Origin of the sequence: Actinomadura sp. NPDC000929, assembly GCF_040492065.1 — a bacterium.
Lineage (GTDB): Bacteria > Actinomycetota > Actinomycetes > Streptosporangiales > Streptosporangiaceae > Spirillospora > Spirillospora verrucosospora.
Window position 1 is genome coordinate 1 of the sequence record NZ_JBEUPA010000148.1, and the last position, 21,264, is coordinate 21,264.

General features: G+C 71.3%; 19 protein-coding genes and 2 pseudogenes. 4 read left to right on the plus strand and 17 right to left on the minus strand.

The window, feature by feature from the left end:
- Window positions 1–56: 56 nt before the first annotated feature.
- Complete coding sequence (gene rpsB, locus ABWI04_RS34750) at window positions 57–1,040, minus strand: 30S ribosomal protein S2 (RefSeq protein WP_353835065.1); 984 nt, start codon at window positions 1,038–1,040, stop codon at window positions 57–59.
- Between the two features lie 388 nt (window positions 1,041–1,428).
- Between rpsB and ABWI04_RS34755 the strand changes: the two genes are divergently transcribed.
- Window positions 1,429–2,127 carry a murein hydrolase activator EnvC family protein gene (locus ABWI04_RS34755; RefSeq protein ID WP_353835066.1) on the plus strand — a complete coding sequence of 233 codons (699 nt, stop codon included), beginning with the start codon at window positions 1,429–1,431 and terminating at the stop codon, window positions 2,125–2,127.
- A 537-nt stretch (window positions 2,128–2,664) separates the two neighbouring features.
- Here ABWI04_RS34755 and ABWI04_RS34760 read toward each other — a convergent pair.
- Window positions 2,665–3,576 carry a tyrosine recombinase XerC gene (locus ABWI04_RS34760; RefSeq protein WP_345175013.1) on the minus strand — a complete coding sequence of 304 codons (912 nt, stop codon included), beginning with the start codon at window positions 3,574–3,576 and terminating at the stop codon, window positions 2,665–2,667.
- A 155-nt stretch (window positions 3,577–3,731) separates the two neighbouring features.
- Here ABWI04_RS34760 and ABWI04_RS34765 point away from each other — a divergent pair, with 155 nt between their 5' ends.
- The 3 genes from ABWI04_RS34765 to dprA are packed head-to-tail and all read left to right on the plus strand — an operon-like array spanning window position 3,732 to window position 6,844.
- Window positions 3,732–4,085: a YraN family protein gene (locus ABWI04_RS34765; RefSeq protein ID WP_345175011.1), complete on the plus strand. Its 354-nt coding sequence runs from the start codon at window positions 3,732–3,734 to the stop codon at window positions 4,083–4,085.
- Entirely contained in the window at window positions 4,086–5,636 is a 1,551-nt protein-coding gene (locus tag ABWI04_RS34770; protein WP_353835067.1) for a YifB family Mg chelatase-like AAA ATPase, read from the plus strand.
- Window positions 5,633–6,844 carry a DNA-processing protein DprA gene (gene dprA / locus ABWI04_RS34775; RefSeq protein WP_353835068.1) on the plus strand — a complete coding sequence of 404 codons (1,212 nt, stop codon included), beginning with the start codon at window positions 5,633–5,635 and terminating at the stop codon, window positions 6,842–6,844. Before ABWI04_RS34770 ends, dprA begins: the two co-directional genes overlap by 4 nt.
- A 239-nt stretch (window positions 6,845–7,083) precedes the next feature.
- Here the strand turns inward: dprA and ABWI04_RS34780 are convergent, their stop codons facing one another.
- From ABWI04_RS34780 to ftsY, 15 genes and pseudogenes are all read right to left on the minus strand, one after another.
- Window positions 7,084–7,908 (minus strand): hypothetical protein, encoded by an 825-nt coding sequence (locus tag ABWI04_RS34780; RefSeq protein WP_353835069.1) that lies wholly within the window; start codon window positions 7,906–7,908, stop codon window positions 7,084–7,086.
- A gap of 85 nt (window positions 7,909–7,993) precedes the next feature.
- Complete coding sequence (locus tag ABWI04_RS34785; protein ID WP_185023091.1) at window positions 7,994–8,308, minus strand: DUF2469 domain-containing protein; 315 nt, start codon at window positions 8,306–8,308, stop codon at window positions 7,994–7,996.
- Entirely contained in the window at window positions 8,305–9,030 is a 726-nt protein-coding gene (locus ABWI04_RS34790; protein ID WP_345175000.1) for a ribonuclease HII, read from the minus strand. Before ABWI04_RS34790 ends, ABWI04_RS34785 begins: the two co-directional genes overlap by 4 nt.
- A 274-nt stretch (window positions 9,031–9,304) precedes the next feature.
- Window positions 9,305–10,186 carry a signal peptidase I gene (lepB, locus tag ABWI04_RS34795; protein ID WP_353835070.1) on the minus strand — a complete coding sequence of 294 codons (882 nt, stop codon included), beginning with the start codon at window positions 10,184–10,186 and terminating at the stop codon, window positions 9,305–9,307.
- 168 nt (window positions 10,187–10,354) lie between these two features.
- The gene (rplS, locus tag ABWI04_RS34800) at window positions 10,355–10,705 is read right to left on the minus strand and encodes a 50S ribosomal protein L19 (RefSeq protein ID WP_149257798.1); all 351 of its coding nucleotides are present in this window, start codon (window positions 10,703–10,705) and stop codon (window positions 10,355–10,357) included.
- Window positions 10,706–10,823: 118 nt separating this feature from the next.
- Window positions 10,824–11,468, minus strand: a pseudogene (trmD, locus tag ABWI04_RS34805) (tRNA (guanine(37)-N(1))-methyltransferase); the annotation flags it as partial.
- A 285-nt stretch (window positions 11,469–11,753) separates the two neighbouring features.
- Window positions 11,754–12,026, minus strand: a pseudogene (locus ABWI04_RS34810) (tRNA (guanosine(37)-N1)-methyltransferase TrmD); the annotation flags it as partial.
- On the minus strand, window positions 12,023–12,535 hold the full coding sequence (rimM, locus tag ABWI04_RS34815) for a ribosome maturation factor RimM (RefSeq protein ID WP_345174995.1): 513 nt from the start codon (window positions 12,533–12,535) through the stop codon (window positions 12,023–12,025). The gene rimM and the pseudogene ABWI04_RS34810, both read right to left, overlap by 4 nt.
- 11 nt (window positions 12,536–12,546) lie before the next feature.
- Window positions 12,547–12,789, minus strand: a complete 243-nt coding sequence (locus ABWI04_RS34820) for an RNA-binding protein (RefSeq protein WP_021598307.1) — start codon at window positions 12,787–12,789, stop codon at window positions 12,547–12,549.
- A 1-nt stretch (window position 12,790) separates the two neighbouring features.
- Window positions 12,791–13,240, minus strand: coding sequence for a 30S ribosomal protein S16 (gene rpsP / locus ABWI04_RS34825; protein WP_345174994.1), 450 nt, complete (start codon window positions 13,238–13,240; stop codon window positions 12,791–12,793).
- A 1,175-nt stretch (window positions 13,241–14,415) separates the two neighbouring features.
- Complete coding sequence (gene ffh, locus ABWI04_RS34830; RefSeq protein WP_345174992.1) at window positions 14,416–15,993, minus strand: signal recognition particle protein; 1,578 nt, start codon at window positions 15,991–15,993, stop codon at window positions 14,416–14,418.
- Window positions 15,994–16,080: 87 nt separating this feature from the next.
- Entirely contained in the window at window positions 16,081–18,441 is a 2,361-nt protein-coding gene (locus tag ABWI04_RS34835; RefSeq protein WP_353835071.1) for a [protein-PII] uridylyltransferase, read from the minus strand.
- A gap of 8 nt (window positions 18,442–18,449) precedes the next feature.
- Window positions 18,450–18,788 carry a P-II family nitrogen regulator gene (locus tag ABWI04_RS34840; protein ID WP_141577570.1) on the minus strand — a complete coding sequence of 113 codons (339 nt, stop codon included), beginning with the start codon at window positions 18,786–18,788 and terminating at the stop codon, window positions 18,450–18,452.
- Entirely contained in the window at window positions 18,785–20,146 is a 1,362-nt protein-coding gene (locus tag ABWI04_RS34845; protein ID WP_353835072.1) for an ammonium transporter, read from the minus strand. Before ABWI04_RS34845 ends, ABWI04_RS34840 begins: the two co-directional genes overlap by 4 nt.
- Before the next feature lie 181 nt (window positions 20,147–20,327).
- On the minus strand, window positions 20,328–21,264 hold a 937-nt coding region (gene ftsY, locus ABWI04_RS34850), incomplete at its 5' end, for a signal recognition particle-docking protein FtsY (protein ID WP_353835073.1).

Consider the following 21,264-nt stretch of genomic DNA (forward strand, 5'->3'; position numbering starts at 1 on the left):
CGCCCGTCGGCCGCCGTCGCCGAAGCGGCCCTGGCCATGCTGGAGTCGGACCGCGACTACGTGGCGGTGACGGACGAGCACGGCGCCCTGGCCGGGGCCGGAGCGGCCTCGGTGTCCGCGGCGGCCTCCGCCGGAGCTTCGGCCGGAGCCTCGGACGGCGCCTCGGCGGGGGCCTCGGACGGAGCTTCGGCGGCGGCCTCGGCGGGAGCCTCGGTCTCGGCCGGGGCCTCCGCGGCGCCGTCGGCCTCGCCGGGCTTCAGCAGGTTGCGCTCCCACTCGGCCAGGGGCTCGCTGCCGGCGGCCGCCGCACCCTCCGCGGGCTTCTCGTCGCCACCGGGCGCGGCGCCCGCACGGGCGATGAGGCCGTCCGCGACGGAGTCGGCCACGACGCGGGTCAGCAGGCTGACGCTGCGGATGGCGTCGTCGTTGCCCGGGACCGGGTAGTCGACCTCGTCGGGGTCGCAGTTGGTGTCGAGGATGGCCACGACCGGGATGCCGAGCTTCTTGGCCTCGTTGACCGCGATGTGCTCCTTCTTGGTGTCCACGATCCAGATGGCGCTGGGAACCTTCGCCATGTCGCGGATACCGCCGAGGGTGCGCTCCAGCTTGTCCTTCTCGCGGCGCAGGCCGAGGAGCTCCTTCTTGGTCATGCCGGAACCGGCCACGTCGTCGTAGTTGATCTCCTCCAGCTCCTTGAGCCGGGTGAGCCGCTTGTGGACGGTGGAGAAGTTCGTGAGCATGCCGCCCAGCCAGCGCTGGTTGACGTAGGGCATGCCGACCCGGGTCGCCTGCTCGGCGATGGACTCCTGGGCCTGCTTCTTGGTGCCGACGAACAGGATCGTCCCGCCGTGGGCGACCGTGGCCTTGACGAACTCGAACGCGCGGTCGATGTAGGACAGCGACTGCTGCAGGTCGATGATGTAGATGCCGTTGCGCTCGGTGAGGATGAAGCGCTTCATCTTCGGGTTCCACCGGCGGGTCTGGTGGCCGAAGTGGACGCCGCTCTCGAGGAGCTGCCGCATGGTGACGACGGGTGCCATTGCCCGTGTTCTCCTTCTCTGACCCTGTCGGGCCACATTTGGTTGTCTGCCTGCGCCCGGGTGCTGCCCCACCGTCGCCGAGGCGACGGACCGAGGGACTGCGCCCCACCAGTTCGCGGTGGCATGCGGACGCGTGAAATCAGCCGCCGGGATACCTCCAGGCGGCTGTGACCCGTTGCCGAGTCTGGGTCCGTTCCGCTCTGGGAGCGGCTTCTCGCCGCCCGCCCTGGAGCGGAACGACGACGGCCTGGCCCTGACCGGTGCCCTCTCGGACACACCTACAGATTATCAGGGCGCGAAGGTGGCCGGGCCTCATCGATTCCCGCGGTTATCCACAGTTGGCGAACCCCGTCGACGAGCGGTGGCGTCGCCGGGCAGGGTTCGGTCCATGACCGTGTTCTCGCTGCTCCTCACGTGCATGATCGCCATCGGGTCGCCCGGCCTGGACGCCTGGCGGTGGCCTTTAGGCCCGCCGGCCCCACGGGTGGTGCGCGCCTTCTCGCCCCCAGCAGTCCCATGGGGCGCGGGCCACCGCGGCGTCGATCTCGCGGCGCGTCCGGGGCAGGCCGTCTACGCCGCCGGGCCCGGTCGCGTCGCGTACGCCGACGATCTGGCGGGCCGAGGCGTCGTGACGATCGACCACGGCGTCCTGCGGACCACGTACCTGCCCGTCCGGCCCAGCGTCCGCACCGGTCGCCGCGTCACGTCCGGCACGCGGATCGGCGTCCTGGAGCGGGGGATGCTCCACTGCCCCGTGACGTGCCTGCACTGGGGTCTGCGCCGTGGTGCCCTGTACCTGAATCCGCTCAACCTCGTCCAGCGCCAGGTACGTCTCCTGCCTCTCTGGCGACCGCCCACACCGACGGCGGCGCCCCCTCCCCTTGCTTCGCCGTCTCCGCAGCCCAGAATGGCCCTGCGCGACGCTGCCACAGCCACGGGCGGAGCACTTTCGGGCATGCTTCTGTCCCTCGCCCTGGCCTTCGTCTGGCGTCGGACCCGCCTCCGCTTCCGACTGCACCGGCGCCGCCGTCAGCCGCCGGGCGTCATCAACCTTTCCCAGGAACGCCACCTACGCCGCGCTCCCTGACCGATCCCGTCCCGCCGCCCGGCTCCCCCGAGCCGGGCGCCCAGCTGCCCAGCCCAGGACGATCGACAACTCACAGCAATAACGCGCTCCACGCTCCGTCGGAGATGCCCCACCAGTCCCCCCGCCTTCCGGCTCCACGCGTTCCGGATGGTCAGGCTCCCCTACGTAAGACGGGCGAAGAGTCACAGGATCGGCGCAGCACACGCTTTTCCGGAGGTACTGCACCAGCGCTTCCCCGGCCGCCGACTCTCCAAAGGGTGACGCAAGCCGTGCCGCGTTGGTGGAAGGGCCGCGCAGAGCGAGGCGGCGTGCGCTGCATGGGCACGCCGGCGCAGCCAGGCGGCGAGCGCCGCCGGGCAGGGGCCTGCTCGCCCCGTCCAGCTCCCGGGCTCGCCCGGAACTGGCCGGTGGCGCTATCGTCGGCCCGTTCCGGGCGGCGGCGCGCTAGGCGGCCCGCAGGTAAATGGTCCTGCTCCGGTGGGAGCCGGTCCGGGCTCGGGCAGCTCGTAGGACGCAGTGCGCCGCCTGCTCTTGTTGCTAGTCGGAGCGGGAGCCGCGGGGGTGGGCTTGGCGGTGGACTTGCTTCAGGCGTTCGGCTGATACGTGCGTGTAGATCTGGGTCGTCTGCAAGGACGCGTGACCGAGGATCTCTTGCACGCTGCGCAGATCGGCGCCGCCTTCGAGAAGGTGGGTGGCGGCCGAGTGCCGTAGGCCGTGCGGAGCGAGGTCGGGAATCTGCCCTACCTCGGAGATCCGCGTGTGGACGATTCGCCGGGCGCTCGTGGGATGCAAGCGGCCTCCGCGTGCCCCAAGGAAGAGGGCGGGGCCGCTGTTCTGGGTCACGAGCTCCGGTCGTCCGGCGCGTAGCCAATCCTGAACGGCGCGGACGGCGGGCTCTCCTAGAGGAACCGTGCGCTCACGTCCGCCTTTACCCAGCACTCGAACGGTCCTGCGCCCGGTGTCCAGGTCGTCGACATCGAGCCCGCACAGTTCGCTCACACGGACTCCCGTGCCATAGAGAACCTCTAGGACGGCCAGGTCACGAAGCCCCATGGGCCCTTCGGCATCCACTGTGTCCAGAAGATGCGCCGCATCGTCCTGGGTGAGGACGGTAGGCAGATCACGCCGTCGTTTAGGCGTGCCCAGCAGCAAACCGGGGTCGTTTTCAAGAAGCCGCCGGCGGTGCAGATGGCGGGTGAACGCGCGTACTGCCGCCGTCCGTCGGGCCAGGGTCGCCCGGGATCGGCCAAGCGCATGCTGACGGGCGAGCCATGCCCGCAGCACCGAGACATCAAGTTCGGTCGGCTCCGTCAGGCCGGCAAGGGCGGCGTAAGCGCAGAAGTCCGCGAGATCCCCGAGATAAGCCCGCAGGGTATGGGGCGAGACGTCCCGCTCGGAGCGCAGGTGACGGCCGAACTCGGCGACGGCGTCCTCCAGCGCGTTGGTCACAGGCGTCACGCTGCGGCAAGGCCCCGTCCGAAGCAAGCACCGAACCCCGGTTTCGAGCGAATCACCCGGAAGCTCCCCCGCGTTATCCACAGAACGTCATTCTCTGACTACGTTCCGCAAGACTCCGGCACTGTCGAAGTCCGGAGGTGAGGCCCATGACTGCCCACATCAACCTCGGCCGCCGCGGCGAGGACGCCGCCGTCCGGTACCTGACCGGACTCGGCTGGACGATCCTCGACCGCAACTGGCGGTGCCCCGAAGGGGAACTGGACATCATCGCCCATGACGGGCGGCGGCACGTCGTGTGCGAGGTGAAGACCCGCCGGTCGGCCCGCTTCGGTGATCCCTTCGACGCGATCACCGTCGACAAGGCCGCCCGGTTACGGCGGCTGGCCTGGCGGTGGGCCGCAGCGCACGGCGTCAGCGGCGCCCCCATGCGGGTGGACGCGCTCGGCCTGATCGGCGACGGCGACGACTTCGCGATCGATCATCTGAAGGAGGTGTGCTAGATGACGCTGGCCAGAACGCGCTCGGTCTCCCTCGTCGGCGTGGACGGGTTCGTCGTGGACGTCGAGGCGGCCATCACCAGCGGTGTCCCGGGCCTGCACCTCGTCGGCCTCCCGGACACGGCCCTCAGCGAGGCCCGCGACCGCGTCAGGGCGGCGATCTTCAACTCCGGCGAGGACTGGCCCAACCGCCACGTCACCGTCTCGCTGTTCCCGGCGAGCATGCCGAAGAAAGGAGCGACCTTCGATCTGGCCATCGCGATAGCGCTACTCGGGGCGGCCGAGGTGGTCCCTCCGCGCAGCTGCGCGGAGATGGTGCTGATCGGCGAGCTGGGCCTGGACGGGCGCGTACGCCCCGCCCAAGGCGTTCTGCCCGCGGTGCTGGCCGCCGTGAACGGCGGGTACCGCACGGTCGTCGTGCCGCGCGCCAACGCCGAGGAGGCCGAACTCGTCCCTGACACGAAGGTGGTGCCCGCGAGCACGCTCCGCGGGCTGCTGTGCTTACTGCGCGACGAGCCACCGCCTTTCGAGGAGGAAGAGGAGGACTCCCCCTCACCTCCCAAAGGCTTCGGCCTTCGGCAACAGGACATCCCGCCCGATCTGGATCTGGCCGATGTCCGGGGTCAGGCCGAGGCCCGCCGCGCCCTGGAGATCAGCGCCGCGGGAGGGCACCACCTGTTCTTCGCCGGCCCGCCGGGCTGCGGGAAGACGATGCTCGCGGAGCGGCTCCCGACGCTGATGCCGCCCCTCGAACCGGAGGTCGCCCTGGAGGTCACCGCGATCCACTCCGTCGCCGGGACCCTCCGGCCAGGCCAGCCCTTGATCACGCAACCCCCGTTCTACGCACCGCACCACACGGCCTCCCGAGCCTCGATGGTCGGCGGAGGCTCGGGCCGCGTGCTCCAACCGGGCGCGGTCTCCCTGGCCCACCGAGGAATCCTCTTTCTGGACGAGGCGCCGGAGTTCATCGCCGGGACACTCGACGCCCTGCGGCAACCGCTCGAAGAAGGCGAGGTGCGAATCAGCCGCATCGAGGGCATCGCACACTTCCCCGCCCGGTTCACCCTCGTCCTCGCGGCGAATCCGTGCCCGTGCGCCGCGGCGAAACAGATCGACTGCTCCTGCGCCCCAGGGCTCCGCCGCAAGTACGCCAGCCGCGTGTCCGGCCCGCTGCTCGACCGCATCGACCTCAAACTGGAGCTCACCCCGGCCAGCCGCGCCGAACTCCGCTACGACCTGGAGTTCGCCGAGTCGAGCAAGGTGGTGGCCGAACGGGTCATGCTGGCCCGCGAACGGACGATGAGACGCCTGGCCGGCACCCCATGGCGGTCCAACTCCGAGGTCCCCGGCCCGGAACTGCGCCGCCGCTTCACGCCACCTCAGGAGGCGATGCACGGCGCCGACGAAGCCCTCCAACGCGGCACGCTCAGCGCACGCGGCCTCGACCGGATCCTCCGGGTGGCCTGGACCATCGCCGACCTGGCAGGCCACGACGAGCCCGGGCCGGACGACGTCGGCGGCGCGCTCACCCTCTGGTCCGCGGGGCGCCAATGAGCGACGAGCGAACCGCCCGCGCCACCCTGACCGCGGTCGCGGAACCCGGCGACGACTTCCTCAACCGGATGATCGACCACTGCGGCCCCGAGGGCGCGCTGGAGGCCATCCGGACCACCCGGCTCCCCCAGGGCATGTCAGCCACCCCTCAGGAGGTCCGGCGTCTGGACAACTGGCGGATCCGGCTCATCGCAGCGGAGCCCGATCAGGACATGGCCGTCTGCGCACGGTTCCGCGGCCGCCTCATCTGCCCGGGAGACCCCGAATGGCCGACGACCCTCGACGATCTCGGCGCCGGCCGCCCGTACGCCCTGTGGCTGCACGGCCCCGGCGACCTGCGGTACAGCTGCCTGCGTTCGGTCGCCATCGTCGGTTCCCGCGCCGCGTCCCCCTACGGGCTGCGCGCCGCCGCCGACTTCGCCTCCGAACTCGCCGACCAGGGCTGGTCGGTGATCTCCGGCGGCGCCCTCGGCATCGACGCGGCGGCCCACCGCGGCTCCCTGGCCGCCGACGGCCCGACCGTCGCGGTCCTGGCGAACGGCGTGGACGTCCCCTACCCGGCGTCCAACGAGGGGCTCTTCGCCGAGATGGCGCGGCGCTCTCTTCTCGTGAGCGAGTCGCCGCCGGGCACCCACCCGCACCGCCTCCGCTTCCTCGTCCGCAACCGGGTGATCGCGGCCCTCTCCAGGGGCACGGTCGTCGTCGAGGCGGAGGCGCGCAGCGGTGCCCTCAACACGGCCGGCTGGGCGGCCAAGCTCGGCCGTGTGGTCATGGCGGTGCCGGGCCCGATCACCTCTCGCTCCTCGATCGGCTGCCACCGTCTTCTGCGTGAGGAGGGCGCCACCCTCGTGACCCGCCCCGAGGAGATCGTGGAGGCCGTCGGCCGCATCGGCACCGACCTGGCCCCGCCGCCGGCCACCCCCGTCCTGCCTCGCGACCGTCTGGAACGGGTCACCCGCTCCGTTCTGGAGGCGTTTCCAGCCCGCGGCGCGGCCGGACCCGCCCAACTCGCCGTCAAGGCGGGTGTTGACCTGAACACCGTCAACGCCAAGCTCGGCCTGCTCGCCGCAGGCGGATTCATCGAGCGCACGTCCGCCGGCTGGCGCCTGACGAAGTCCGGCAGGTCGAACAGCCCCCCACCTACACAGGCGGTCGACCCTCCCGACCTCCCCCGCATCGGAAACGACCATCCACTGGAGCCCCGATGACTCTGACCTCCGGCCGCGTTGCCTCCACCCTTCAGCGAAGACCAAATCCCCTGAAGCGCGTCCCGCGCCGCGCCTCAGCGAAAGGCACAAAGCGCCTGCACGGCGACAAGGGCGTGGTGGTGCGGTCCCCCGCCAGCGTGCTCCCGACGGTCACCGGCGACGCCGAGTCGGGCAACAGGCGGACTGCAACTCCGGCTCCTCACCAACCGGCCGCCGCAGTGCCCGGGGTGCCTGAGGTGTCAGCGCTGTCGACGACCCTGGCGGCCTCGCCGGCGGCGGCGGTGACGACGGCTCGCCAGCATCGACAGCCTCGGCAGTGTCGGCGCTGTCGACGGCCTCGGCGGTATCGACGGTCTCGGTGGTATCGGCGACCTCGGTGATGTCGACGACCTCGGTGATGCGACGACCTCGGTGATGCGACGACCTCGGTGATGCGACGACCTCGACGGTGTCGGCGACCTCGGCGGCCTCGCCGGTGGCGGCGGTATCGACGGCCTCGCCAGCCTCGGCAGTGTCGGCGCTGCCGACGGCCTCGGCGGTATCGACGGTCTCGGTGATGTCGACGACCTCGGTGATGCGACGACCTCGACGGTGTCGGCGACTTCGGCGATGCCGGCGACCTCGGCGGCCTCGCCGGTGGCGGCGGTATCGGCGGCCTCGCCAGCATCGACAGCCTCGGCAGTGTCGGCAGTGTCGGCAGTGTCGGCAGTGTCGGCAGCCTCGGCAGTATCGACAGCCTCGGCGACCTCGGTGATGTCGACGACCTCGGCGGCCTCGGCGGTGGCGGCGGTGGCGGCGGCCTCGGCGGTGGCGGCGGTGGCGGCGGCCTCGGCGGTGGCGGCGGTGGCGGCGGCCTCGGCGGTGGCGGCGGTGGCGGCGGCCTCGGCGGTGGCGGCGGTGGCGGACGGCGACTGTGTCTGGGGCGGCTTCGCTTGGCGGAAGGGGTGCTTGCGCGGCTTGTTATGCCAGGGCGGCCAGGCGACGGCTTTTCGTGGGTCAAGACCCGCCGGGGGTCGGCCGTTCCCACTCGCGGCGATGTTTCCGAGAGGGGTCGGCGATCGCACGGTGAGGCGTCGACCTGGGTGGATGAGGGCGTCCTCTTGCTCCAGCGATCACCAACTCAGCGGAAGCGGTCGTGCTTGTGGGTGGCTACTGCTCGGCGGGGAGTTCGAACTCGCTCTTCGCCAACTCCTCGACGTTGACGTCCTTGAACGTCACGACTCGAACGTTCTTGACGAAGCGGGCCGGGCGGTACATGTCCCAGACCCACGCGTCCTGCATGGTGACCTCGAAGAAGACCTCGCCGTTGTCGACGCTGCGCACCTGGAGGTCGACCGAGTTCGTGAGGTAGAACCGCCGCTCGGTCTCGACGACGTAGCTGAACAGCCCGAGGACGTCGCGGTACTCGCGATAGAGCTGCAACTCCATCTCGGTCTCGTACTTCTCGAGATCCTCCGCGCTCACGCTCGTGCCCCTTCCGTGCGGTCCTCATCGGGGAGCTCCCCCTCGGTCTCCTCCTCCAGGACCACCTCTCCATTGTTGCGCAAGGCACGCCCGACATTGACGTAGGAGAAACGATGCTCAGGACACGGACCGTGCACTTCCAGCGCCCTGCCGTGCGCACGGGTCACGTAGCCCTTGTGAACGTCGAAGCCGTACTCGGGATAACGCTCATGGAGCTCCACCATGATCCGGTCCCTGGTGACCTTCGCGATGATGGAGGCCGCCGCGACGCAGGCCGCGACCTGGTCGCCTTTGATCATGGGGAGGCCGGGCACGTCCAGCCCCGGCACCGCGAATCCGTCGCTGATCACGTAGGCGGGCCGCTTGTCGAGGGCGGCCAGCGCCCGCCGCATCCCGGTGATGTTGCACCGGTGCAGGCCCAACCGGTCGATGTCATGGCACGGGATGACGATCGCGCTCCACGCGTACGCACGCTCGGTGATCTCCGCGTACAGCCGCTCCCGGCGCGCCGGTGTGAGCAGCTTGGAATCCGTGAGGCCGTCGATCTTCCCTCGTCCGCCCTGGAGGATCACCGCGCCGACGACCATCGGCCCCGCGCAGGCCCCCCGACCCGCCTCGTCGACGCCGGCGACAGGGCTGAAGCCCGCGTGGGCGAGAGCCCGCTCGTACGCGAACAGTCCTGCGTCCCGGCGCGGCGTGAAGCGGAGTGGACGACCGTTCATGCTCCGCAGCGTACGTCCCACCGAGCCCCGGCCGCTCCCCGAACGCCACGCTTACTGCCGTATGCCGCACCACACCGGAAACCACCCAAGTCAGAGAGCAGCCCCCGCGTTCTCTCCGCCCCAATGGCGCACCATCCCCACCCGGTCAGGCTGAGGGACATGGGCGGCAAAGGGCCCGGCAGCCTGAAGGGGTGTTGGCCCAGCCACCGCAGCATCGCCATCAGCGGCCCCGACCGGCTTGAGCGGTCAGGGGGTGATTGATGCCGGGGTTTTGTCAGGTTTTGTAGTGGTGGCGGCGTCTGAGGTAGGCGAGAGGCAGGGAGCAGAGGATGCCCAGGGCGTAGGGGGCAGCAGGGAGAGCGGCTGCGCCGGCCTTTTCCAGGGCGGGTTGCTTGAAGGTGGCCGGGATCGGCAGGGTGCCCAGGCGGTCCAGAGGCCAGACGATGACGAAGGCGCGGCCGATGACGCGGTCGATCGGGATGGTGCCGCCGCCCGGGTCACCGCGGTGGGAGCGCGAGTCGTAGGACAGTTCGCGGTGGTCGCCCATCACCCAGAGCTGACCCGGCTTCACAGTGACGTCGAAGGGGTCGTTGGAGGGCTTGTTCTGCTCATGGGTGATCGGGTCGGTGAAGATGTAGGACTTCTCGTCCAGGGGGACCCCGTTGACGGTGACGCGGCCTTGCGCGTCGCAGCACTTGACGTGGTCGCCGGGGATGCCGATGACGCGCTTGATGTAGTCCTTCTCGTTGGGCGCGACGCCGAAGGCGGTGCCGACGGCGCGCAGGGCCTTGGAGACGGGATTGCTGGGCTCGTTGACCTGGACCTCGGGGTCCCAGGAGTCGAGGCCGTTGAAGACGATGACGTCACCGCGGGCGATGTCCCGGGTGTGGTAGACGATCTTGTTGACCAGGACGCGGTCGCCGACCTGGAGGGTGTTCTCCATGGAGCCGGACGGGATGTAGAACGCCTGGACCGCGAACGCCTTGATGACGAGGGCCAGCACGACGGCGACCACGATGAGGACGGGAAGCTCTTTCCAGAAGGAGCCCTGCTTCTTCTTTCGCTTGCCGTCTTCTTCGGAGTCGTCGGCCGTTTCATCGGCCGAGTCCACGGGCTCCTTCTCTTCGGGCACCGCGCCCTCGGCTTCGGATCGCACGTCTCTCCGATCGTCCTCGTCAGTCATCAGAGCGAAAGCCTAGCGGCGCGATGCCCATGGGACGCCGCGCGTGGGCGTGTCGCCGACGGCCAAGCCGATCATCTCCGTCCAGAACGGGCAACGCCCCGGGCACCGTCGCCGGTTCCCGGGGCATCGTGGTCCATCGGCTCAGTGCTCGCGCTTCTCCTTGATGCGCGCGGCCTTGCCGCGCAGGTTGCGCAGGTAGTAGAGCTTGGCGCGGCGCACGTCGCCGCGGGTGACGACCTCGATCTTGTCGATCGAGGGGCTGTTCAGCGGGAACGTCCGCTCGACGCCGACGCTGTAGCTGACCTTCCGGACGGTGAAGGTCTCGCGGGCGCCGCCGCCCTGCCGCCGGATCACCACGCCCTGGAAGACCTGGATTCGGCTCCGGTTGCCCTCCGTGACGCGCACGTGCACCTTCAGCGTGTCGCCCGGACGGAAGTCCGGGACGTCGGCGCGCATCGCGGCCTTCTCGATCTCCTGGATCAGGGTGTGCATCGCAGCGGTTCCTCGTGGTCGAACGCGGGCGTCGAGAGGCCCCGGTGGGTCTTTCGTGGGGGCGTCGCGCCGCGGAAAGTGGTCTTGGGGTGCCGTGCGGTATGGACGCACGGACGCCTTAGTCTGCCATATCTTCGCCGTCAACCGGAAAACCGGCCTCGCGCAGCACGGCGCGGTCGTGCTTGTCGAGAGCCTCCGGCGCGAGGCGGGAGAGCAGTTCGGGGCGGTGGCGGGCCGTCCGGCGCAGCGCCTCGTCGCGCCGCCAGCGGGCGATCGCACCATGATGCCCCGAGAGAAGAATGTCCGGAACAGGCCGCTCCCGCCAGACGGGGGGCTTGGTGTAGACGGGCCCTTCGAGGAGCGACTCCATCGCTCCTGGGGCGAAGGAGTCGTCGGCGACGGAGTCGGCGTTGCCGAGGACACCGGGCAGAAGGCGGCCGATCGCCTCCACCATGACGAGGACGGCGACCTCCCCGCCGGCGAGGACGAAGTCGCCGAGGCTGACCTCGTCCACCGGCATGCGAGTGCGTGCCTCCTCGGAGACCCGGGAGTCGATGCCCTCATAGCGGCCGCAGGCGAAGATCAGCCACGGTTCCGCCGCGTACCGCACCGCGTCCGCCTGCGTGAACGGCCGCCCGCTCGGCGTCGGAATGATCAGCCGCGGCACCGCCCCGGCGGCGGCGGACGTCTCGGCTTCCGGCCCACCGGCCGATTCCAGACCGGGCGCGGGAGGCGCGCCCGTTCCGGCGATGCCTGGCGAACCCGTTCTGGACGCGCTGAGTGAGCCCGCCTCCGGCTTCGCTGACGGGTCCGTCGCGGAAGCGCGAGCGGTTTCAGCCCTGTACGCGCCGGGCTGCGGCTCCAATGCGTCCGGGGAAGCCGGTTCGGACGCTCCCGGCTGGCCTGGAGCGAGTCGGCCTCTTGTGGACGGGTCTCCCCCGCCGTGCGAACCGGCGTCGGTCGCACCGCTGGAAGATGTCGCGCTGGAGGCGTTTCCTGGCCCACCCGGGGGCGTCTCGCCCAACATGGGTGGAGTGGAAGGGCCACCGCCGGCCAGCCTGGGCGCGGTCGTCCCGGGCAGGGCGCCCGAAACGCGGGGCACCAGGGCGTCGAGGGCCTCGCCCCAGGGGTCGGGCTTCATGACCATGCCGGGACCGCCGCCGTAGGGGGTGTCGTCGACGGTGCGGTGCCGGTCGTGAGTCCATTCGCGCAGGTCGTGGACGCGGACGTCCAGCAGACCGGCGCGCCGGGCCTTGCCCAGGAGGGAGATGTCCAGGGGGGCGAAGTACTCGGGGAAGATCGTGACTATGTCGAGTCTCATGATTCGTCGAGCAGTCCGGGGGGCGGATCGATGACGAGCCGCCCCCCGGGAACGTCCACCTCGGGGACGAGCGCGGCCACGAACGGGACCAGCTTCTCGCCCCCGGCCCCGCGTACGACCAGGAGATCCTGGCCGTGGTGCAGGACGTCCGCGACCTGGCCGACCTCGGTCCCGTCCGTGGTGACCACGGCGAGTCCGAGTAGTTCCTGGTCGTGGAAGTCGTCCGGGTCGGCGGACGTGGTGATGTCACCGGGGTCGACGACGAGCCACGTGCCGCGCAGTTCCTCCGCGGCGTCGCGGTCGCCGACCCCGGCGAAGCGCACGAGCAGGCGTCCCGAATGCCAGCGTTTCCGCTCGATGGTGAGCGGACCGACGGTGACGGGGTCGGTGGCGATCGCCGTGCCCGGGGCGAACCGGGACTCCGGCTCGTCCGTGCGGACGTCGACGGCGACCTCACCGCGAATCCCGTGCGGCCGTCCGATCCGTCCCACCACGAGCGGTTCGCTCATCGGGACACCACTCAGCGGACCTCGTTGACGTCGAGCAGGTCGACACGCACGTAACGGCCTCCGGAGAGGGCGCTGATCACCGTGCGAAGGGCCTTGGCGGTGCGACCGCTTCGGCCGATGACCTTCCCGAGGTCCTCGGGGTGCACGCGCACCTCCAGGACCCGGCCGCCCCTGATCCTGCGGGCGCGAACCCGGACGTCGTCCGGGTTCTCGACGATCCCGCGGACCAGGTGCTCGAGCGCTTCTTCGAGCACGTCAGCCCTCGCTCTTGGCTTCGTCGGTCTCGGTGGCCTTCGCCTCGGTCTTCTTCGGCTCGGCCTTCTTCTTGCCGCGGGTCGCGGTGCCGGCGGCCTCGTCGTCGCCCAGGGACTCCTTGACGGCGGCCTCGAACGCGGCCTTCTTGTCGGCCTTCGGCTCGGCGACCTTGAGGGTGCCCTCGGCGCCCGGCTCGCCCTTGAACTTCTGCCAGTCGCCGGTGATCTTCAGCAGGTTGAGCACGGGCTCGGTCGGCTGCGCGCCGACACCCAGCCAGTACTGCGCACGCTCAGAGTCGATCTTGATGAGCGAGGGCTCCTGCTTGGGCTGGTAGAGCCCGATCTCCTCGATGGCCCGCCCGTCCCGCTTGGTGCGGGCGTCGGCGACGACGATCCGGTACTGCGGGTTCCGGATCTTCCCCAGACGCTTGAGCTTGATCTTGACTGCCACGGGTGTGGTGTACTCCAACTTCATCACTGGATGGGCGGGCCCGCGCCAGGTGGGGAACACCGGCTCACGGCCGCCCGATGGACTCCGGCCGCGCAGGACGAGAGAGGGCGCCTCGCGATTCCGGGTTTCCAGCCTGTCATTCTGCCAGACGTTCGCCGCGAAAGCGCAATCGCGCCGCCCGGGTGTCGCCCCTTCGCCTCGAGGCCCAGACCACCCGCAAGCCACACCCCTCCTCAACGCCCCCGCGCGCCCCGCCAGGTGACCGACTCCGGACGCCGCACATCAACGCGTCCACCGCCGCCAAGCAGGTAAGCCGCAGTTGCGAGCCCGCGCACCAGGAAAGCGCCCCTGGTCAGACCCCCAAGGAGGGCCACTGAGCGAGAGCCACGCTCCCGACAAGTGCCCCGGGCCAGGCCAGGCCCCAGAAGGAGCGGCCCAGGCCAGGCCCCCAAAAGAACGTCTCCGGTCAGGACCTCAGAAAAGGCCCTGGCGCGAGAGCCGCGCACCAAGACAAGCCACCCCCAGGCCAGACCCTCAGAAGAGCGCCGCTGGCCAGGCGTCAGAAAGACCGCCGCGCGAGAGCCGCGTACCCGACAAGCACCCCCAGGCCGAGCCCCCAGAAGAGCACCCCTGACCAGACCCCCCACAAAGGCCGCCGCGCGAAAGTCGCGCACCAGGACAAGCCCCCTGGTCAGGGTCCCAAGGAGGGCCGCTGAGCGGGAGCCACGCTCCCGACAAGTACCCCGGGCCAGGCTCCCGGAAGGAGCGTCCCAGGCCAAGCCCCCCAGAAGAATGTCTCTGGTCAGGCGCTCAGGAACGGCCGCTGCGCGAGAGGCGCGCAGCGGGACGAACACCCCAGGCCGGGCTCCAGGAAGGTCGGTGTGGGAGAGACGGGCATTGGGAGGAGCGTCCCTGGCTAGGTTCCGGGAGTTCCGGGGTGCGTTCGTTGGTAGATCTTTGTTTCATCTTGTGGGCGACCACGCTGCAAATATCCACGCGTCACGGTTCTTGTGCGGCAAATCAGCCGGGAGCTGGTCCGTGGGGTGTGGGCGGGTCTGGGTGGCGTGGGCCGGGCGTGCGGCTTGGGCGTCAGCCTCTTTGGCTTGGCGTGGCGGCGGAGGCTTGATGGCCCCGCCGCGGGGGTTGGGGTCTGCGGCGGGGCCTTCGGGGACGGGCTACTTCTTTTTGCGGCTCTGGAGCTTGTTCAGGTCGGGCATCTGGAAGCCGGGCGGGAGCTGGCCGCCGCCCAGGCCGGGCGGGAGCTGGCCGCCGCCGAGGCCGGGCGGGAGGCCCTTCGGCATGCCCTCGGCCGCGGGGGCCTGCTCCTGGGAGGGCTTGCCCGCGGCGCGCTTGCGGGGGTCGCCGCTGCGCTGCTTGCCCTTCTTGTTCTTGGCCGCCTTCGCCGCCTTGGCCGCCTTGCGGCGGCCGCCGGGCATGCCGGGCAGGCCCATGCCGCCGGCCATCTGGCGCATCATCTTCTGCGCGTCGAAGAACCGGGTGACCAGACTGCTGACCTCGCCGACGCCGACGCCGGAGCCCTTGGCGATGCGGGCCCGCCGCGAGCCGTTGATGATCTTCGGCTGGGCGCGCTCCTGCGGGGTCATCGAGCGGATGATCGCGGCGATGCGGTCCAGGTCCCGGTCGTCGATCTGGCTGATCTGGTCGCGGACCTGGCCCATGCCCGGCATCATCCCGAGCAGGTTCCCGATCGGGCCGAGCTTGCGGATCATCATCATCTGCTCGAGGAAGTCCTCGAGCGTGAAGTCCTCGCCCGAGGCGAACTTGCTGGACATCTTCTCGGCCTGCTCGGCGTCGAACGCCTGCTCGGCCTGCTCGATCAGGGTGAGGATGTCGCCCATGTCGAGGATCCGGCCCGCCATGCGGTCCGGGTGGAAGACGCTGAAGTCCTCGAGCTTCTCGCCCGTGGAGGCGAACATGATGGGGCGTCCGGTGATGTGCCGGACGGACAGGGCCGCGCCGCCGCGCGCGTCGCCGTCGAGCTTGGTGAGGACGACGCCGTCGAAGCCGACGCCGTCCATGAAGGCCTGGGCGGTGTTGACCGCGTCCTGGCCGACCATGGCGTCGACGACGAACAGGATGTCGTCGGGCTGGACGGCGTCGCGGATGTCGATGGCCTGCTGCATCATCTCGGCGTCGATGCCGAGGCGGCCGGCGGTGTCGATGACGACGACGTCGTGCTGGGCGTGCCGGGCCTGGTCGATCGAGCGGCGCGCCACGTCGACCGGGTCGCCGACGCCGCTGCCGGGCTCGGGCGCGAACACCGGGACCCCGGCCCGCTCGCCGACGACCTGGAGCTGCTGGACGGCGTTGGGACGCTGGAGGTCGGCCGCCACCAGCATCGGCGTGTGGCCCTCCTGCTTCAGCCAGCGGGCCAGCTTGCCGGCGAGGGTGGTCTTGCCGGCGCCCTGCAGGCCCGCGAGCATGATCACGGTCGGCGGGGTCTTGGCCAGCCGGATCCGCCGGGTCTCGCCACCGAGGATGGTGATGAGCTCCTCGTTGACGATCTTGACGACCTGCTGCGCCGGGTTCAGCGCCTGCGAGACCTCCGAGCCCTGCGCCCGCTCCTTGATCTGCGCGATGAAGTCCTTGACCACGGGGAGCGCGACGTCGGCCTCGAGGAGCGCGATCCGGATCTCGCGGGCCGTCGCGTTGATGTCGGCCTCGGAGAGCCGGCCCTTGCTGCGCAGCGACGAGAAGACCGTCGTCAACCGGTCGGAGAGCGTCTCGAACACGTGTCTGGACCGTCCTTGGAAAGCTTCTGGGATCGCCTATCAGCGTATCGGGTCACCGGGCGAGCCCTGCCCCCTCCGGAAACCCCTTCAGTGGAGGGTTCTCAGAACCCGGGCCCGGACGGCCGCCAGAGCGTCGGGATCGTCGAGCGGGCGGCTCTGGTCGTCGACCACGTAGAAGACGTCCACGGCCTCGGCGCCGAGGGTGTCGACCTGGGCCGCGCGGACCTGCAGGCCGCAGGATCCGAGCGCCTGCCCGACGCGCCACAGCAGTCCGGGGCGGTCGTGCGCCCGGACCTCGACGACGGTGGCGGTCCGCGACGCGTCGTCCACGATCATGACGCGCGGGGGCGGCACCGTGACGCCGGGCCGGATCCGGACCGACCGCGCCCGCCGTTCGAGGCGCTCGGCCACGTCGAGGCGCCCGGCGAGCATCCTGCGCAGGTCCGCCTCCAGGCCGGCCGGGTCCGGCGGGGTCCCGTACTCGGGGACGGCCGTGAAGTCCAGCACCGCCGTCTGGGCCGGGGAGGCCGCCGGGGAGGAGATCACGCGGGCGGTCTTGACGGCCAGGCGGTGCAGGGCGAGGACGCCGGCGGCGCGCCAGAGCAGTCCCGGACGGTCGGGGGCGGCGATGGTGATCCGGGAGCCCGTCACGCGGACGGCGGCGCCGTCGTGGCGGGCCAGGGCGAGGTGGTCGGCGGTGAGCGCGGGAGCGGGCGGGGGCGTGCCGCCGGAGAGCACGGCGGCGGCGCGGCGGGCGAGTTCGGCGACGAGGCCGGCCTTCCAGGCGCCCCAGGCGGCGGGGCCGGTGGCGCCGCCGTCGGCGACGGCGAGGGCGGCGAGGAGGTCGACGACCTCGCGCTCGCGACCGGGCGCCCCGGACACGGCGGCGGTGACGGTCTGGACGGTCACCGGGTCGTCGATGTCGCGGCGGGTCGCGGTCTCGGGGAGCAGCAGGTGGTGGCGGACGAGCGTTTCGAGGACGCGGACGTCGTCCTCCGGGAGGCCGAGGCGGGCGGCGATGTCGCGGGCGATGACGGCGCCGGAGGTGGAGTGGTCGCCCGGCCCGCCCTTGCCGATGTCGTGCAGGAGGGCGCCGATCAGGAGCAGGTCGGGGCGGGCCACCTCGCGGGTCAGGGCGGCGGCGCCGGCGGCGGTCTCGACGAGGTGGCGGTCGACGGTGAAGCGGTGGACGGGGTTGCGTTGCGGGCGGTTGCGGACGCGCTCCCAGTCGGGCAGCAGCCGGACGATCAGCCCGGCCTGGTCGAGGGCCTCCCAGACGGCGATGGCGGGGGGACCGGCGCCGAGCAGGGAGACGAGCGCGTCGCGGGCCTCGGCGGGCCAGGGAACGGGCGGGAGGGCGGCGTGCTCGGCGAGGCGGGCGACCGTGGCGGGGGCGAGGGGCAGGCCCGTCTGGGCGGCGGCAGCGGCGACGCGCAGGATGAGGGCCGGGTCGTTCAGATCGGCGTTCCGCGCGAGGACGACCTCCCCCTCGTGCTCGACGGCGCCGTCCCCGACCGGCCTGCGCTCCACACCGCGCCGGCCGGCGGTCTGCGGGACACCGGGAGGCTGCCGGTGCTTGGCCCTGGTGAAGTTGTCGACGCGGCGCCACAGGTGGGACGCCCCATAGGTGACGGTGCGGGCGGCCTCGACGATCGAGCGCTGCAGGACGTCGGCGTCCGGCAGACCGAGGGTGCGGGCCACGGCCTCCTGCTCCTGGAGGACGAGGCGGTCGGTGGAGCGACCGGTGACCTGGTGGAGCGCGTGCCGGACGTCGAGGAGGAGGTCGTGGGCGGCGCGGACCCGGGCGTCCGGGGCGGAGGCCACCCAGGACGCGGCGACGGCGTGCATGACGTGGACGTCCCGCAGCCCGCCGTGGGCCTCTTTCAGGTCGGGTTCGAGCAGGAACGCCAGTTCGCCGTGGGTCTCCCAGCGCTCGCGGCACATCGCCGACAGCTCGGCCAGCCGGGTGGGCGCGTCCGCGCGCCAGTCGGTGAGGACGGCGGCGCGCAGCTCGTCGACGAGGGCGCTGTCTCCGGCGATGCGGCGCGCCGACAGCAGGCCGAGGGCGGCCTTCATGTCGCCTCGCGCCACGGTCTGGGCTTCGGCGGCAGTGCGGACGGAGTGGTCGAGCCGCTGCCCGGAGTCCCAGATCGGGTACCAGACGCGGTCGGCGATCTCCGCGACGCCGGCCAGGCCGCGGTGCAGCAGGACGAGGTCGAGGTCGCCGCCGGGCGTCAGTTCGCGGCGGGCGTGGCTCCCGACCGCGACGAGCGCCACCCCCTCCGCGGACGGCGCGGAGGCCAGGAGGGAGGCCAGCCAGCTGTCGAGGGCGTCGGCGCGGGAGGCGCGGGCGGCGGCCAGGGCGGCGCGGGCCGGGTCCGGAGCGGCGCCGCCGGCCGGAGCGGGCGCGGGGGCCCGGTCTCCGGCCGGCGGGTGGGCGAGGGTCACCGTGCTCCCTAGAGCGCTTCCGGTCCGGTCTCGCCGGTGCGGACCCGGACGACGGTGTCGACCGGCACGGCCCACACCTTCCCGTCACCGATCTTGTCCGTGCGGGCCGCCTTGACGATCACGTCGATGATGTCGTCGGCGTCCTCGGCGTCGACCAGGACCTCGACGCGGAGCTTGGGCACCAGGTCGACCTGGTACTCGGCGCCCCGGTAGACCTCGGTGTGGCCCTTCTGCCGCCCGTAGCCGCTGGCCTCGCTGACGGTCATCCCCTTGACCCCGAAGGCCTCCAGGGCCTTCTTCACCTCGTCCAGCTTGAACGGCTTGATGACCGCCGTGATGAGCTTCATCCCTTCGCCTCCACCTTCTTCGCCGGGGCCGCCGGGGCGGGCGCCGCCGCGGTCGCCCCGGAACCGATGCCCGCCCCGGAGCCGATGCCCGCACGGATCGTGCCGAAGTCGTAGGCGGTCTCCGCGTGCGCCGTGCTGTCGATGCCGGCGGCCTCGTCGTCCTCGCTGATCCGGAAGCCCATCACCAGGTCGATCACCTTGGCGATCACGTAGGTGACGACGAAGGAATAGGCGAGCGTCGCCAGGACGGCGACGGCCTGCTTGCCGAGCAGCGCGAACCCGCCGCCGGCGAACAGCCCGTCGGCGCCGGCGTCGTTGACGGCGGTGGTCGCCAGGAACCCGATCAGCAGGGCGCCGACGATGCCGCCGACCATGTGGACGCCGACGACGTCGAGCGAGTCGTCGTAGCCGAGCTTGTACTTCAGGCCGACCGCGAACGCGCACACCGCGCCGGCGACCAGGCCGAGGACGATCGCGCCGAGCGGGGTGACGAACGCGCAGGCCGGGGTGATCGCGACCAGTCCGGCCACCACGCCCGAGGCGATGCCGAGGGTGGTGGACGCGCCGTCGCGCAGCTTCTCCACGACGATCCAGGCGAACGCGGCGGCGCAGGTGGCGACGAGCGTGTTGATGAACGCGACGGCCGCGGTGGAGCCGGCCGACAGCGCGGACCCGGCGTTGAACCCGAACCAGCCGAACCACAGCAGCCCGGCGCCGAGCAGGACGAACGGCAGGTTGTGCGGCCGCATCGGCTCCTTCGGCCAGCCCTTGCGCTTGCCGAGCACCAGCACCAGGGCGAGCGCGGCGACGCCGGCGTTGATGTGGACGACGGTCCCGCCCGCGAAGTCGAGCGCGCCGAGGTGGAACAGCCAGCCGGACTTGCCGCCGTCCTGGCCGTCGGACCACCACACCCAGTGGGCGATCGGGAAGTACACCAGCGTCGCCCAGACCAGGGTGAACACCACCCAGGCCCCGAACTTGGCACGGTCCGCGACCGCGCCGCTGATCAGCGCGACGGTGATGATGGCGAACGTCGCCTGGAACGCCACGAAGACCAGCTGCGGGATGCCCGTCCCGTCGTCGGCCGTGGCCGCGTTCTCCAGGCCGACGAGCCCCCAGTCTCCGAAACCGCCGATGAACGAGCTGAGCCCGCCGCCGTCGCCGAAGGTGAGGGAGTAGCCGTAGACGACCCACGCCATGCCCACCACGGCGATGCTGACGAAGCTCATCATCATCATGTTGAGCACGCTCTTGGCCCGGCTCATGCCTCCGTAGAAGAAGGCCAGGCCCGGTGTCATCAGCAGGACGAGCGCGGTGCTCGTCAGCATCCAGGCGGTACTACCGCTATCGATCTTCATCTCTGAGCGCGTCCCTCCTCGCCAGGAACTTCGAACTGCTCAGAGACTCTGGCGCGGCCGTTTCGCCCGGTATGCCGCTACGTTTCCGCCATGTGAAACCCGACTTCAGCGTGTTTCGCCGCTGTTTCCAAGTCCTCACATGCCGTATTTACGCGGCATCCGGGCCGATTCGAGGGCCGGTTCAGTCGCCGAGGATCGCGTCCACGAACGCCTCGGGCTCGAAGGGCGCGAGGTCGTCCGGCCCCTCGCCCAGGCCCACCAGCTTCACCGGGACGCCGAGCTCGCGCTGCACCTGGACGACGATGCCGCCCTTGGCGGTGCCGTCCAGCTTGGTGAGCACCACACCGGTGATGTTGACCACCTCGGCGAAGACCCGGGCCTGCTGCATGCCGTTCTGGCCGGTCGTCGCGTCCAGGACGAGCAGGACCTCGTCGACCGTGGCCTGCTTCTCCACCACCCGCTTGACCTTGCCGAGCTCGTCCATCAGCCCGGTCTTGGTGTGCAGCCGGCCCGCCGTGTCGACGATCACCACGTCGACCTTGGTGTCGATGCCCTGCTTGACGGCGTCGAACGCCACGCTGGCGGGGTCGGCGCCCTCGTCCTTGCGGACGACCTGCGCGCCCACCCGCGTGCCCCACGTCTCCAGCTGGTCGGCGGCGGCGGCGCGGAAGGTGTCGGCGGCGCCGAGCAGCACGGTGTTGCCGTCGCCGACGAGGACGCGGCCGAGCTTGCCGCACGTGGTGGTCTTGCCGGTGCCGTTCACGCCGACGACCATGAGGACGGCGGGACGGTCGCCGTGCGCCTCGGTGTGCAGCGAGCGGTCGATGTCCGGGCCGATCTGCTTGATCAGCTCGTCCTTGAGCATCGCCCGGACCTCCTCCGGGCTGCGCGTTCCGAGGACCTGGACGCGCGTCCGCAGGTCGTCGGTGACCTGCCGGGCCACCGCCGTGCCCATGTCGGCGGCGATCAGGGTGTCCTCGATCTCCTCCCAGGCGTCCTCGTCGAGCGTGTCGCGCGACAGCAGCACCAGGAGGGTCTTGCCGAAGGCGTTCTGGGAGCGGGCGAGGCGGGCCCGCAGCCGCACGAGCCGCCCCGCGCCGGGCGGCGGCCGCTCGATC

What these genes read in the sequence shown, in the direction of transcription:
- ABWI04_RS34755 (WP_353835066.1), top strand. Translation starts at nt 1,429, where the DNA reads ATGACCGTGTTCTCGCTGCTCCTCACGTGCATGATCGCCATCGGGTCG.
- dprA (WP_353835068.1), top strand. Translation starts at nt 5,633, where the DNA reads ATGAGCGACGAGCGAACCGCCCGCGCCACCCTGACCGCGGTCGCGGAA.
- ABWI04_RS34790 (WP_345175000.1), bottom strand. Translation starts at nt 9,030, where the DNA reads ATGAACGGTCGTCCACTCCGCTTCACGCCGCGCCGGGACGCAGGACTG.
- rplS (WP_149257798.1), bottom strand. Translation starts at nt 10,705, where the DNA reads ATGCACACCCTGATCCAGGAGATCGAGAAGGCCGCGATGCGCGCCGAC.
- ABWI04_RS34770 (WP_353835067.1), top strand. Translation starts at nt 4,086, where the DNA reads ATGACGCTGGCCAGAACGCGCTCGGTCTCCCTCGTCGGCGTGGACGGG.
- rimM (WP_345174995.1), bottom strand. Translation starts at nt 12,535, where the DNA reads ATGAGCGAACCGCTCGTGGTGGGACGGATCGGACGGCCGCACGGGATT.
- ABWI04_RS34840 (WP_141577570.1), bottom strand. Translation starts at nt 18,788, where the DNA reads ATGAAGCTCATCACGGCGGTCATCAAGCCGTTCAAGCTGGACGAGGTG.
- ABWI04_RS34765 (WP_345175011.1), top strand. Translation starts at nt 3,732, where the DNA reads ATGACTGCCCACATCAACCTCGGCCGCCGCGGCGAGGACGCCGCCGTC.
- rpsB (WP_353835065.1), bottom strand. Translation starts at nt 1,040, where the DNA reads ATGGCACCCGTCGTCACCATGCGGCAGCTCCTCGAGAGCGGCGTCCAC.
- ABWI04_RS34845 (WP_353835072.1), bottom strand. Translation starts at nt 20,146, where the DNA reads ATGAAGATCGATAGCGGTAGTACCGCCTGGATGCTGACGAGCACCGCG.